Raw genomic sequence first — 13691 nt, 5'->3', positions numbered from 1 at the left:
GCTCAGCTCCCCGCCGCGTTGTGCGGATCGTCGAAGAAGTAATCCTGCGCGGAGGCCGGCTTGTTCTTGATCGCGCCGATCCGATGCATGAAGGACGCCAGCGCGAAGGTGTTCTGCGGCGTGATCTTGAACTGCACCTCCGGGTTCTTGATCACCTTCAGCAGCAGGTCCTTGGGCACCTTGGAGTTCTCGTTGCGGATGTAGATGTCGGCCGCGCGCTCGGGGTGCTTCGCGATGAAGTCCGCCGCCTCGGCCAGCGCGCCGACGAAGGCCTTGTAGGTCTTCGGGTTGTCGCGCCGGAACTTCTCCGTCGTGTACAGCACCGTGGCCGACGCCGGCCCGCCCAGCACCTCGTAGCTGCTGAGCACCACATGCACGTTGGGATTGCCCGCCAGGCCCTGTTCCTGGAACGGCGGGTTGCCGAAGTGGGCGTTGATCTCGGTGCCGCCCTTGATCAGCGCCGCGGTCGCTTCCGGATGCGGCAAGGCGACCTGCAGGCGGTCCAGCCGGTTGAACTGTGCATCGCCCCAGCGCCTGGCCGAGGCCAGCTGCAGGATGCGCGACTGCACCGACACGCCCACCGCCGGCAGCGCGATGCGGTCCTTGTCGCTGAAGTCGTCGATGCTCTTGACGGCGGGATTGCTGCTGGTCAGGTAGTACGGGAAGTTGCCCAGCGAGGCGATGCCGCGCACGTTCTGCCGCCCCTGCGTCTTGTCCCACAGCGTCAGCAGCGGGCCGACGCCCGCGCCGGCGATGTCGATGCTGCCGGACAGCAGCGCCTCGTTGATCGCCGGTCCGCCGGACAGCTGCACGCGCTCGACCTGGATGTCGACGCCGGCGGCCTTGCCGTGCTTCTCGATCAGCTGCTGGTCCTGGGCGACGTTGAGCAGCAGGTACACGATGCCGAACTGCTCGGCGATGCGGAGCTTGCCTTCCGCCTGCGAGGCGGTGCCGGCCAGCGCGAGCGCCAGTCCGAGGGCGGCCATCAGGGGTTTCTTGAAGGAAGAGGTCATGGCGGGGAAGTGGGATCGGACGATGTGCGGGACGCCAGTGGCGCCAGGGACCTCGGGCTCGCCCGCTGGAGGGCGATCAAGAGGGGGCCCTCGAAGGGGCGGGTGACGCAGCAACGGGGTGGGTCATCCCACCGGCACGTCGCCCTCGATGGTGGTGCGGTGGAGGTGGCGGCGCAGGGAATCCGGACAGCCCGCGGCCAGGTGCAGCAGCGAGCGGTTGTCCCAGAACACCAGGTCGTGCGCCTGCCAGCGGTGGCGGTAGACGATGCTCTCCCGGCTGCTGTGCTGGAAGAGCTGCGCCAGCAGGTCGCGGCTTTCGTCCTCGGGCAGGTCCAGGATGCGCGTCGTGAAGTGCTCGCTGACGAAGAGCGCGCGTCGGCCGGTCTCCGGGTGGATGCGCACGACCGGCTGCGACACCGGCTTGACCTCGGCGATCTGCGCCGGCGTCAGCTTCGGGCGCCAGGGATTGCGCGCCCGCAGTTCCTCGTACTTCGCCAGGTAGCTGTGCTCCGCCCGCTTGCCGGCGACCGCGGTCTTCAGCGCCAGCGGCAGGCCGTCGTAGGCGAGATGCTGGTTCGCGAAAAGCGTGTCCCCGCCCTCCGCGGGCAGTTCCTGCGCATGCAGCAGCGAACCCAGGCTGGGGCGCTCCTTGTAGGAGAGGTCGGAATGCCAGTACTGGCCGGCGTCGCCCAGCCCGACCGGCTGGCCCTGCGCATCGCGGAGGTTGGACACCTGCAGGATCTCCGGATGGCCCGGCAGTTGGAAGTTGCGCAGCACATGGATCTGCAAGGGCCCCCAGCGCCGGCTGAAGGCGATGTGCTGCGCGGGCGTGATCCGCTGGTCGCGGAAGACGAGGACGTGGTGGTCCAGGTGCGCGCGGTGGAGTCTCGCGAAGTCGGCGTCGTTCAGTGGCCGAGCCAGGTCGAGCCCCAGCACCTCGGCGCCAAGCGGCGCGTCGAAGGCCTGGATCTGGAAGGCCTGCGAGGGCTCGTCGGCGTCTTCCACGAACGCGGCGGGCCGCGGCGGCGGGACGGTCAGGGGCGGGGCGAGGGCTGTCATGGGCGCCGACTCTAGGCAGCGCGCTTCCTCGCCGGAACGAAGGTCCTGGCATGTCCAACTGCGCCCATCGCATATCGAAGCCAGTCCGGCGGCGGGTGCGTCAGTCGCCCGGCGGGGCGCCCGATGTCCCGCCTCATCGAGACGGAAAGCCCCGTTTGCAATCCAGTTACAGGCAGCTGCGTATAGTGTGGTCCTTCCCTATCTGGGTGAGACCACAACCAAAATGAGCCATCGCTCCCCCATGAAACAAGTCATCTGCGTCAAGTGGGGCACCGCTTACGGCCCGGAATACGTCAACCGCCTCTACGGCATGCTGCGCCGGCATGTGACCGGCGATTTCCGCCTGGTCTGCCTGACCGACAACGCCGAGGGCCTGCGCCCGGAGGTGGATGCCTACCCGCTGGAGGAGCTCGGCTGCGAATGGCCGAAGAAGTCCCTGGGCAAGTGGCGCAAGCTGGTGATGTGGAGCGCCGACCTGGGCCAGAAGACCGGCCTGTCCGGCCCGGTGCTGTTCATCGACCTGGATTCGGTGATCGTCGACAACATCGACGGCTACTTCACCCACGGCCATCCCGACGATGTGGTGCTGGCCCGCAACTGGGCCAAGCCGATGCAGCGCCTGGGGCAGACCTCGGTGTTCCGCTTCCCGGTCGGCAAGTACCCGCACATCATCGAGAAATTCCGCGCCGACCCCCAGGCCGTGGCCGACAAGCATGGCTTCGAGCAGCACTGGGTGACCGCGTCGGTGCCCGGCGGCATCAAGTTCTGGCCGCACCTGTGGACGCGCCATTTCCGCCTGCACTGCCTGCCGGCCTTCCCGCTGCGCTACTTCAAGCCGGCCAAGCTGCCGGCCGGCGCGCGCATCGTGACCTTCCCGGGCGGCCCGAACCCGGCCGACGTGATGCTGGGCCGCTGGAACACCCAGGACCCGCCGCACGAGAAGCCGTGGGACCACTTCCGCGCCGCCTTCGCTGGCGGCGTCAAGCACCGCTGGCGCCATCTGCGCAGCTACGTGCTGCCCACCCCCTGGCTCACCCAGCATTGGGTGGAGTGACCCCCGTCGGGCGTGTGCACGCGGCCCTCACTGGGCCGATTTCGGGGCGAGCCAGGTCCTGGATGACCTCCAGCGCGGTCTTGACCTTGAAGGGCTTGAGCATGATGCGGCGCACCTGCAGCTCCTTGTAGAGCTGGGCGGTGGGCAGGTCGCAGGCCTCGGCGGTCAAGGCCACCGGGGTGGACGGCGGGCAGCGCAGGGCGCCGGCGCGCACGCTCTGCAGCAGCGCGAGCGCGTCCAGCCCCTGCCCGATGTCCAGCAGCAGGCCGTCCATCGACTGGTGCTCCAGCAGGCGCTGCGCCGCCTCCAGGCTGCTGGACTCATGCACCTGCGCGATGCCCAGCTGCCGCGCGACCATCGCGACCGTGCGGCGGAACAGCGAATGCGGGTCGACCAGCAGCAGCTGGGGCGGCGCGACGGCGCTCATGAACCCGACTCCGCGGCCTTCCCGAGCAGTTCGGAGACCACCACGTCCCGCAGGCTCGTGAGGATGGCCAGGTCGGTGTCGTCCAGCGTGCGGCGACGCCGATCGATCAGGCACAGGGTGCCGACACGGACGCCCGGGCGGATCTCCAGCGGCGCGCCGGCGTAGAAGCGGATGTGCGGCGGCCCCAGCACCATCGGGTTGTCCGCGAAACGCGGATCCTGGGTGGCATCGGACACCACCATCACCTCCGATACATGGATGGCATGGCCGCAGAAGCTGCTGCGCCGGTCGGTCTCGCACACCGCCAGGCCGAAGCGGGCCTTGAACCACTGGCGGTCGTCGTCGACCAGGCTGATCAGCGCGATCGGCACGCCGAACTCCTCGGCGGCGAACTCGACGATGCGATCGAAGCGCTCCTCGGGCGGCGTGTCCAGGATCAGCAGCTCGCGCAGCGCCTGGATCCGCTCCGCTTCGTTCGCGGGGATCGGGGCAGTCATCATGGAGGCGGTTCCTCGCTCTTGCGGTGGGGTTCGTGCTCCCTGCGCAGCCTAGCCGACTCCCCCAGCGCTCGCCACCACCCTCGTCCATCGGAGGGAGGACAGCGCGGCCTGTCGCACGCGGCCGGTGCCCGTCCCATATGAGCCGGCCGACGCTGCTCACTTGCATTCCGCATTGGCGACGACGAGCGACCCGCACCAGACTCCGTTCCACGGGGCGCGCCCATGTCGCCCCCGCCGGCGGCGGCAGTAGGGTCGCCGGGAAGGCATGGTGAAAGCCCAGGTCGCGACCGGGGGCCGCCCTCGGGGTCTTGGGGGAGGCGCTTCCGGCGGAGCCCGATCGCGGTCCTGGCGCCTTTCATCCCGCCCGCCTCGCATATTCGATATGCGAGATAAGCAAATGCTCAAACAATCGTTCCTGGAATAAGGACTGTTTGGCAAGCTTCGCAGCCCGACCTTCAACGTCGCCGGCTCCGCCTGCTTGCCATGTTCCAGAACAACGCCCACAAGAACCGCTCCCTGTTCTCCGCCACGCGCCGCCGGGCCCTGATGCTGGCCGCCGCGGCGCCGCTGCTGGGCGTGCCGATGCTGGCCTCGGCCGAGCAGCCCACGACGCTGCTGAACGTCTCCTACGACGTGGCGCGCGAGCTCTACAAGCAGATCAATCCGGCCTTCGTCGCCGCGTACAAGGCCAAGACCGGCCAGACGATCACGGTGAACCAGTCGCACGGCGGCTCGTCCAAGCAGATCGGCTCGGTGATCGGCGGGCTGGAGGCGGACGTGGTCACGATGAACCAGGCCACCGACGTCGACACGCTGGCCGAGAAGGGCCTGACCGGCGCCGACTGGCGCAGCAGGTTCCCCAACGGCGCCGCGCCCTACAGCTCGACCATGCTGTTCCTGGTGCGCAAGGGCAATCCCAAGGGCATCAAGGACTGGGCCGACCTGGCCCGTCCCGGCATCTCGGTGATCATTCCCAACCCCAAGGTGACCGGTAACGGCCGCTACGGCTACCTGGCCGCCTGGGGCAGCGTCATCGCCAAGGGCGGCAGCGACGCGCAGGCCCGGGACTTCGTCTCCAAGGTGCTGGCCAACGTGCCGGTGCTGGACGGCGGTGGCCGCGGCGCCACCACCACCTTCACCCAGCGCGGCATCGGCGACGTGCTGTTGACCTTCGAGTCCGAGGCCGAGCTCATCGAGAACGAATTCGGCAAGGGCAACTTCGAGGTCGTCGCGCCCAGCATCTCGGTCGAGGCCGACGCGCCGGTGGCCATCGTCGACAAGGTCGTCGCCAAGAAGGGCTCGGCCGCGCTGGCCAAGGCCTACCTGGACTTCCTGTGGACGCCCGAGGGCCAGGAAATCATTGCCCAGAACAACTTCCGCCCGCGCGATCCGGCGATCTTCAAGAAGCACGAGAAGCGCTACGCGCCGATCAAGCTGTTCAGCGTCGACCAGACGCTGGGCGGCTGGGCCAAGGTCGGCAAGACGCACTTCGCCGACGGTGGCACCTACGACCAGATCATGGCCGCGCGCCGCTGATCGAAGCCCGCGCCGTCCGCCCTCCCCGCCGATTCCTGACCGACTGATCCGATGAACACCGCCGTGCTCCCCGCGACGCAGGCCGCCCCGGCGCCCGCCCGCAAGCGACGCCGCGTGCTGCCCGGCTTCGCGCCGACGCTGGGCTTCACGCTCTTCTACCTTTCGCTGCTGGTGCTGATCCCGCTCTGCGCGGTCTTCCTGAAGTCCGCCGGCCATGGCGTCGAGGCCTTCTGGGCCGCGGCCACCTCGCCGCGGGTGCTCGCGTCCTATCGCCTGAGCTTCGGCGCGGCGCTGCTGGGTGCCTTCATCAACGTGATCTTCGGCTTCATCCTGGCGTGGTCGCTGGTGCGCTACGACTTCTGGGGCAAGAAGCTGGTGGACGCGCTCATCGACCTGCCCTTCGCCCTGCCCACCGCCGTGGCCGGCATCGCGCTGACCGCGCTGTACGCGCCCAATGGCTGGATGGGACAGTGGCTGGAGCCGCTGGGCATCAAGGTCGCCTTCACGCCGCTGGGCGTGCTGGTGGCGCTGATCTTCATCGGCCTGCCCTTCGTCGTGCGCACGGTGCAGCCGGTGCTCGAGGACCTGGACACCGAGCTCGAGGAGGCCGCCGCCTCGCTGGGCGCGCACCGCTGGCAGGCCTTCCGCCTGGTGGTGCTGCCGATGCTGACGCCGGCGCTGTTGACCGGCTTCGCGCTGGCCTTCGCGCGGGCCGTGGGCGAATACGGCTCGGTCATCTTCATCGCCGGCAACATGCCGATGGTCAGCGAGATCACGCCGCTGATGATCATCACCAAGCTCGAGCAGTACGACTACGTCGGCGCTACCGCGATCGCGGTGGTGATGCTGGTGTTCTCGTTCGTGCTGCTGCTGGGCATCAACGGACTGCAGGCCTGGAGCCTGCGCCGCAACGGACTGGACGGGAAGCGCTGACATGGCCGGATCCGCCGCATCGCTCGGCCGGGCCCGCTCGGCCGGTCACTATCAAGGGAACCCCGCCACCGCGGAAAAGCGCTGGGTGCGCTACACGCTGCTGACGCTGGGGCTGGCCTTCTTCGCGCTGTTCCTGCTGCTGCCGCTCGCCGCGGTGTTCACCGAGGCGCTGCGCAAGGGCTGGGACACCTACCTGGCCTCGCTGATCGAGCCCGACGCCGTCTCCGCGATCAAGCTGACGCTGATCGCCGCGGTCATCGCAGTGCCGCTGAACGTCGTCTTCGGCGTCAGCGCCGCGTGGGCGATCACCAAGCACGACTTCCGCGGCAAGCAGCTGCTGATCACGCTGATCGACCTGCCGTTCTCGGTCTCGCCGGTGGTGGCGGGCCTGATCTACGTGCTGATCTTCGGCGCGCAGGGCTGGTTCGGGCCCTGGCTTGCGGAGCACGACATCAAGGTCATCTTCGCCGTGCCCGGCATCGTGCTGGCCACCGTCTTCGTGACCTTCCCCTTCGTCGCGCGCGAGCTGATCCCGCTGATGCAGGCGCAGGGCCGCGATGAAGAAGAAGCCGCCACAGTGCTGGGCGCCAGCGGCTGGCGCACCTTCTGGCATGTGACGCTGCCCAACATCAAGTGGGGCCTGCTCTACGGCGTGATCCTGTGCAACGCGCGCGCCTTCGGCGAGTTCGGCGCGGTATCGGTGGTCTCGGGCCATATCCGCGGCCAGACCAACACGCTGCCGCTGCAGGTCGAGATCCTCTACAACGAATACCAATTCGCCGCGGCCTTCGCCGTCGCGTCGCTGCTCGCGCTGCTGGCGCTGGTCACGCTCGGACTCAAGCAGTTCGTCGAGTGGCAGGCCTCGCGCAATGTGATCAAGGAAGAAGCATGAGCATCCAGGTCCGCAACATCCACAAGTCCTTCGGCAGCTTCACCGCGCTGGGCGACGTCAGCCTGGACTTCCCCACCGGCGAGCTGACCGCGCTGCTGGGTCCCTCGGGCTGCGGCAAGACCACGCTGCTGCGCATCATCGCGGGCCTGGAGACCGCCGACCGCGGCCAGGTGCTGCTCGACGGCGCCGATGCCTCCGACACCCACGTGCGCGAGCGCGAGGTCGGCTTCGTGTTCCAGCACTACGCGCTGTTCCGCCACATGACGGTGTTCGACAACGTCGCCTTCGGCCTGCGCGTGAAGCCGCGCAAGCAGCGACCGCCCGAGTCGGAGATCAAGCGCAAGGTCCACGAGCTGCTGCAGCTGGTGCAGCTGGACTGGCTGGCCGATCGTTATCCGCCGCAGCTGTCCGGCGGTCAACGCCAGCGCATCGCGCTGGCCCGCGCGCTCGCCGTCGAGCCGCGCGTGCTGCTGCTGGACGAGCCCTTCGGCGCGCTCGACGCCAAGGTGCGCAAGGAGCTGCGCCGCTGGCTGCGCCGCCTGCATGACGAGCTGCACATCACCAGCATCTTCGTCACGCACGACCAGGAAGAGGCGCTGGAAGTCGCCGACCGCGTCGTGCTGATGGACCACGGCCGCGTGGAGCAGGTCGGCTCGCCGACCGAGGTCTACCAGCGTCCGGCCACGCCCTTCGTCTACGGCTTCCTCGGCGCGGTCAACCGCTTCGAAGGCCGCGTGGACAGCGGCATCGTGCGCGTCGGCGACCAGACGCTGGCGCAGGGCGCGGCCGCAGCGATCGAAGGTGCCCAGCAGGGCCTGGTGCAGGCCTACGCGCGCCCGCACGAGTTGGTGATCATCCCGACGCAGGACGCGCCGGGCCTGCCCGCCACCGTCGAGCGCGTGCTGGCCTTCGGCGCCGCCGCGCGCGTGGAACTGCGCGGCGCCTCTGGCGAGCACCTGGAAGCCGAACTCAGCCGCGAACAGGCCGAGGCGCTGCAGCTGGCCTCGGGCCAGCGCGTCCGCCTGCAGGCCTCGCGCCTGAGCCTGTTCGGCATCGATCAGGCTGCTTGATCCCCCTCGATCAGCGAGCCGCAGAGCGCGCGATCCCTCGAGTCCTCCGACCATGAATCTCCAACAGCTCCGCATCGTCCGGGAGGCGGTGCAGCAGAACTTCAACCTGACCGAGGTGGCGGCGGCGCTGTTCACCTCGCAGTCGGGCGTCAGCAAGCACATCAAGGACCTGGAGGACGAGCTCGGCGTCGAGCTCTTCCAGCGCCGCGGCAAGCGGCTGCTCGGGCTGACCGAGCCGGGCAAGGAGTTGGCGGTCGTCGTTGACCGCATGCTGCAGGACGTGCGCAACATCAAGCGGCTGGCGCAGCAGTTCAGCAGTGCGGATCAAGGCCAGCTGACGATCGCCACCACGCACACGCAGGCGCGCTACGCGCTGCCGCAGGTGGTGGCGCGCTTCAAGGCGGCCTACCCGCGCGTGCACTTGGTGCTGCACCAGGGCAGTCCGTCGGAGATCGTCTCGCTGCTGCAGTCGGGCGAGGCCGACATCGGCATCGCCACCGAGGCGCTCGGCAAGGACGACGCCTTCGTCACCTTCCCGTTCTACGAATGGCGCCATGCGGTGGTCGTGCCCGAGGGCCATGCGCTCACGCGCCAGCCGCTGACGCTGGAGGCGCTGGCCGAGCAGCCGCTGATCACCTATCACGAGGGCTACACCGGCCGCGCCCGCATCGACGCAAGCTTCGCCGCCGCGGGCCTGGCGCCCGACGTGGTCATGTCGGCGCTCGATGCGGACGTCATCAAGACCTACGTGCAGATCGGGCTGGGCGTGGGCGTCATCGCGGCGATGGCCTTCGAGCCGGGTCGCGACTCGGGCCTGCAGCTGGTCGACGCGAGCCACCTGTTCCCGCCCAACACGACGCGCATCGCGCTCAAGCGCGGCCACTACCTGCGCGGTTTCGCCTATCGCTTCCTGCAGGAATGCGTGGCCGAGCTGACCGAGGACGCGGTCCGCGAGGCGATGGATCCCGACGCCTGAGGCCTGAAGCGCAGGCGCATCGCGCCTGCATTGCTCATGCGGGCGCCGCGGGATTGCTTATCGGAATTTGTTGGAGGACATCGGCGGCGCGGATTCGAATAATCAATCCGCATAAGCAAGCCGCTTTCGCGACGTTCATCGAATGCCGTCGAGGCCGGCGAGCCCTCCCCCCGATGTGACTGCCGACGATGAACTTCCAGCAACTCCGATCCGTCCGCGAGGCCCAGCGCCGCAACTTCAACCTGACCGAGGTGGCGCAGGCGCTGCACACCTCGCAGCCCGGCGTGAGCCGGCAGATCCGCGAGCTCGAGGACGAGCTCGGCATCGACATCTTCGTGCGCGCCGGCAAGCGCCTGACCGGCCTGACCGAGCCGGGCCGCAACGTGATGCCCATCGTCGAGCGGCTGCTGCGCGAGGCCGAGAACCTGCGCCGCGCCGGCGAGGACTTCGCCCGCGCCGACAGCGGGCATCTGCGCATCGCCGCCACGCACAGCCAGGCGCGCTACGCGCTGCCGCCGGCGGTGCGCGATTTCCGCGAGTCCCATCCCGAGGTCAGCCTGCAGTTCACGCAGGGCTCGCCGCAGCAGGTCGCACGGCTGCTGATCGACGGCGAGGCCGACATCGGCATCGCGACCGAAGCGCTGGCGCTGCATCCGCAGCTGCTGACGCTGCCGTGCTACCGCTGGACCCACACGGTGCTGGTGCCGCCGGGCCATCCGCTGGAGGCCGAGGCCAGCGCCGGCACGCCGCTGACGCTGGAGCGTCTGGCGGAGTTCCCGGTCATCACCTACGAGACCGGCTACACCGGCCGCTCGCACATCGACGACGCCTTCGCGGCGGCCGGGCTCGACCTCAACGTCGTGCTGGTGGCGATGGACGCGGACGTGATCAAGACCTACGTCGAGCTCGGGCTGGGCGTGGGCATCGTCGCGGCGATCGCCTACGACGAGGAGCGCGACCGCCATCTGCGCGCGATCGATGCGCGCCATCTCTTCGCCGACAACCTGACGCGGCTCGCGGTGCGGCGCGACGCCTACCTGCGCGACTATGTCTACGCCTTCATCGAGACCTTCGCGCCGCCGCTGACGCGTGACCTGGTCGAGCAGGCGCGGGTGTCGCCCAACGGGTCGGACTGAGGGCCTCGCGGAAGCTCCGGCTGACCGGCGGAGTGAGGACCGCCGGGGGTGCCGGAAGAAATTCCGCATGTGCATAACCGGACCGCACAACAAAGCAAAGCAGAAACGATTGCTTCATCGACCTGAGGGCGCTTCCTAGAGTGACGGGCTCACCAGTTCACTCCCACGAGGAAGTCTCTTGAAGCCCTTCGTCGAGCACGCGGCCCGCCTCACCGGATCGGCCGCCACGCTGGCCGCCGCACTGGCGGCCGCATCTCCCATCGCCGTCCTTTCCATCGCTGTCCTTCCCGTCGGCAGCGTTCACGCCCAGGTTCCGGCCACGGCGCCCGCCCAGGACGCCAGTCCGGCCAAAGATCCCAAGGACGCCAAGGCGGTCAACGACGCGAAGGACGCGCCCTTGCCGTCGGTGGTCGTCACCGGCTCGCGCATCTCGCGCGTCAACAGCGAAGGGCCGAGCCCGGTCACCGTCATCAAGTCGGAGGACCTGGACCGGCTCGGCTACAAGAACGTCTCCGACGCGCTGAGCGGCCTGACCGAAAACACCGGCTTCACCCAGGGCGAGGATTTCGGCAACACCTTCACGCCGGCCGCCAATGCGATCAGCCTGCGCGGCCTGGGGCCCAACCACACGCTGGTGCTGGTCAACGGCCGACGCGTCGCCGACTACCCGACCGCCTACGAGGGCTCGGTCAACTTCGTCAACATCGCCAACATCCCGTCCGCGCTGATCGACCGCATCGAGGTGCTCAGCGGCGGCGCGTCCTCGGTCTACGGCTCGGACGCGATCGCCGGCGTGGTCAACATCGTGCTGAAGAAGCGGGTCGAGGGCGTCTCGGTAAACCTGCGCGCCGGCGGCACGCAGCGCGGCGGCGGGGAGAACGCCCGGGCCCAGGTCACCGGCGGCTTCGACGGCGGCCGGCTGCAGGGCGTGTGGGGCATCGAGCTCAGCGGCCGCGAGCCGATCTGGAGCCGGCAGCGCGACTTCATGGCCGACACCACCCTGAGCGGCGCGGCGCCGACGGTGGTCTTCGGCCGCCGCAACGCCACCGGCGGCGCCTACCTCACGCCCAGCGACGGCTGCGCCGCGGCCGGAGGGCTCTTCGAGGGCTCGGTCGCGCCTTATCAAGCCAGGAACGGCACCTACTGCGGCAGCGGTCGGGCCTCGCCGACCTACTGGACCACGCAGACCGGCAACCGCAGCGCGCAGGCGGCCGGGGGCCTGACCTGGCAGCTCGATGGCGGGCTGGAGCTGTTCGCCGAAGGCCAGTTCGGCTGGGCGCGGACCGAGAACAACACCCGCGGTCCGAGCTGGACCTCGGACGCCGCCGGCAAGGGCTACTTCCGCAATGCCGCGACCGACCAGTTGGAGATCTGGACCCGGCGCTTCGCGCCCGAAGAGCTGGGCGGCGTGGACCGCTTCAACCGCCAGTGGCGGGACGCGACGCACAACGTGGCGGTCGGCGCGCGCGGGGAGCTCACCGGCAGCTGGACCTTCGAGGTCGCGGCCAACAGCTCCTACTACCTCAACCGCACCACGACGCCGCGCCTGACCGCTGGCATCGAGTCGCTGCTGCTCGGCCCGCGCATCGGGACGGACGCGGACGGCGTGGCGATCTACTCGGCCGATCCGGCGCGGCTGTTCCGCCCGCTCACGCCGCAGGAGATCGACAGCGTCAGCGACCGCAGCTGGACGCGCAACGCGAGCTGGAACCAGCAGCTGAGCGCCTCTGCGAGCGGGGAGTGGTTCCGGCTGCCCGGTGGTCCGGTGCGGGCCGCGGTGGTGGCGGAGGCCGGCACGCAGGGCTTCCGCAACGAGGCCGACCCGCGACTGGGGCAGGGCGTCTTCTACAACACCAGCGCCTCGCCGACGGTGCGCGGCACGCGCGAGCGGCTGGCGCTGGGCGGTGAGTTGAACGCGCCGATCACCCGCCAGCTGACGGCCACCGTCGCCGCGCGCCATGACCGTTATGAATTCGCCGGTCGCAGCGACGGCAGCACAACCTACAACGCCGGCCTCGAGTTCCGGCCGCTGTCCACGCTGCTGCTGCGCGCGCAGCACGCAACCAGCTTCCGCGCGCCGGACATGAATTACATCTTCGCGCAGCAGACCAAGGGCTATTACTCGTCGTCGACCGACTACTACCGCTGCGCGCAGGCCGGCCAGCCGCTGTCGCAATGCGATTTCGCCGGCGTGTCACCGGGCTTCAACTACGTGCGCACCGGCTCGTCGGACCTCAAGTCCGAACGCGGCCGCTCCTGGGGACTGGGCGCCGTGTGGCAGCCGGCCGCGTCCTTCGATCTCTCTGTGGACCTGTGGAAGATCGCCATCCGCGACCTGGTCACCGACCTCAGCGCCGACGGCGTGCTGCGCACCGAGGCGGACTGCCGCACCGGCGTGAAGGACGCGCAGTCGCCGACCTGCCAGGACGCGGTGGCGCGCGTGCGCCGCAATCCACTGGATGCGCTCGTGCGGCCGGGCGAGGTGGCGGAGATCCGCGTCAACCCGATCAACGCGGCCAACGAATCGACCTGGGGCGTGGATGTCGGCGCGCGCTACAGCTGGACGACGGCGACCTGGGGCCGCTGGACGGCCGACGCGAAGTACACGCGGGTCAAGAGCTTCAAGTACCAGCAGTTCGCCGGCGACGACAACCGCAACCTGGTGGGCACGCCGGACTTCAGCGACTGGCCGAGCAAGCTCAACGCCAGCCTGTCCTGGCAGGTCGGCGACTGGACGCACACGCTGGCCGCGCAGCGCAACGGCCGCATCGCCCGCGAGGCGCAGGACGGCTGGCTGGGCCCGTACTGGAACGTCAACGCGAGCACCGCCTGGCAACTGGACAAGCGCACCCGCGTCAGCGTCATCGTCAACAACCTGTTCGACAGCATCCGCCGCGATCCCAGCGCGACCTGGCCGTACTACCCGGTCGGCTACTACCTGCCGCATGGGCGGCAGGCCTGGATCGAGCTGGACTACCGCTTCGGCGGCTGAGCGCGGCGGTCCCTCGCGTCGATCCGACTGCTGGCGCGACCCCGCGCCGGCATTGCGGGCCGCTCCTCACGAGGGAGCGGCCCTTTTTCCAGGCAAGGCTGCA

At 69.3% G+C, this 13691-nt stretch carries 12 protein-coding genes; 8 read left to right on the top strand and 4 right to left on the bottom strand.

Annotated elements, in window-relative coordinates:
- Positions 1 to 2: 2 nt before the first annotated feature.
- A complete protein-coding gene (locus BM393_RS18275; RefSeq protein WP_222617131.1) occupies positions 3 to 986 on the bottom strand; it encodes an ABC transporter substrate-binding protein in 984 nt (327 codons plus the stop codon).
- Positions 987 to 1136: 150 nt separating this feature from the next.
- On the bottom strand, positions 1137 to 2072 hold the full coding sequence (locus BM393_RS18270) for a TauD/TfdA family dioxygenase (RefSeq protein WP_091729757.1): 936 nt from the start codon (positions 2070 to 2072) through the stop codon (positions 1137 to 1139).
- A gap of 241 nt (positions 2073 to 2313) precedes the next feature.
- Between BM393_RS18270 and BM393_RS18265 the strand changes: the two genes are divergently transcribed.
- On the top strand, positions 2314 to 3126 hold the full coding sequence (locus BM393_RS18265) for a glycosyl transferase (RefSeq protein WP_091729754.1): 813 nt from the start codon (positions 2314 to 2316) through the stop codon (positions 3124 to 3126).
- Here the strand turns inward: BM393_RS18265 and BM393_RS18260 are convergent.
- Both BM393_RS18260 and BM393_RS18255 read right to left on the bottom strand, forming a co-directional pair.
- Positions 3104 to 3553 carry a response regulator gene (locus BM393_RS18260; RefSeq protein WP_091729751.1) on the bottom strand — a complete coding sequence of 150 codons (450 nt, stop codon included), beginning with the start codon at positions 3551 to 3553 and terminating at the stop codon, positions 3104 to 3106. The two genes, BM393_RS18265 and BM393_RS18260, sit on opposite strands and share 23 nt — an antisense overlap.
- Positions 3550 to 4053 carry a GAF domain-containing protein gene (locus BM393_RS18255; RefSeq protein WP_091729749.1) on the bottom strand — a complete coding sequence of 168 codons (504 nt, stop codon included), beginning with the start codon at positions 4051 to 4053 and terminating at the stop codon, positions 3550 to 3552. The genes BM393_RS18260 and BM393_RS18255 overlap by 4 nt, the downstream gene beginning before the upstream one ends.
- 483 nt (positions 4054 to 4536) lie before the next feature.
- Between BM393_RS18255 and BM393_RS18250 the strand changes: the two genes are divergently transcribed.
- From BM393_RS18250 to BM393_RS18220, 7 genes are all read left to right on the top strand, one after another.
- The gene (locus BM393_RS18250; protein WP_217648468.1) at positions 4537 to 5589 is read left to right on the top strand and encodes a sulfate ABC transporter substrate-binding protein; all 1053 of its coding nucleotides are present in this window, start codon (positions 4537 to 4539) and stop codon (positions 5587 to 5589) included.
- 51 nt (positions 5590 to 5640) lie between these two features.
- Positions 5641 to 6522 carry a sulfate ABC transporter permease subunit CysT gene (cysT, locus tag BM393_RS18245; protein ID WP_091729746.1) on the top strand — a complete coding sequence of 294 codons (882 nt, stop codon included), beginning with the start codon at positions 5641 to 5643 and terminating at the stop codon, positions 6520 to 6522.
- A gap of 1 nt (position 6523) precedes the next feature.
- Positions 6524 to 7414, top strand: coding sequence for a sulfate ABC transporter permease subunit CysW (gene cysW, locus BM393_RS18240; protein WP_091729742.1), 891 nt, complete (start codon positions 6524 to 6526; stop codon positions 7412 to 7414).
- Entirely contained in the window at positions 7411 to 8484 is a 1074-nt protein-coding gene (locus BM393_RS18235; protein ID WP_091729738.1) for a sulfate/molybdate ABC transporter ATP-binding protein, read from the top strand. The genes cysW and BM393_RS18235 overlap by 4 nt, the downstream gene beginning before the upstream one ends.
- Before the next feature lie 52 nt (positions 8485 to 8536).
- Positions 8537 to 9460, top strand: coding sequence for a CysB family HTH-type transcriptional regulator (locus BM393_RS18230; protein WP_091729733.1), 924 nt, complete (start codon positions 8537 to 8539; stop codon positions 9458 to 9460).
- 188 nt (positions 9461 to 9648) lie between these two features.
- Positions 9649 to 10596 (top strand): CysB family HTH-type transcriptional regulator, encoded by a 948-nt coding sequence (locus BM393_RS18225; protein ID WP_091729729.1) that lies wholly within the window; start codon positions 9649 to 9651, stop codon positions 10594 to 10596.
- A 178-nt stretch (positions 10597 to 10774) separates the two neighbouring features.
- A complete protein-coding gene (locus tag BM393_RS18220; RefSeq protein WP_091729725.1) occupies positions 10775 to 13588 on the top strand; it encodes a TonB-dependent receptor in 2814 nt (937 codons plus the stop codon).
- The last annotated feature ends 103 nt before the right edge of the window (positions 13589 to 13691 follow it).

Source organism: Mitsuaria sp. PDC51 (assembly GCF_900113225.1).
Lineage (GTDB): Bacteria > Pseudomonadota > Gammaproteobacteria > Burkholderiales > Burkholderiaceae_C > Roseateles.
This window is presented reverse-complemented; position numbering and strand designations above follow the sequence as displayed.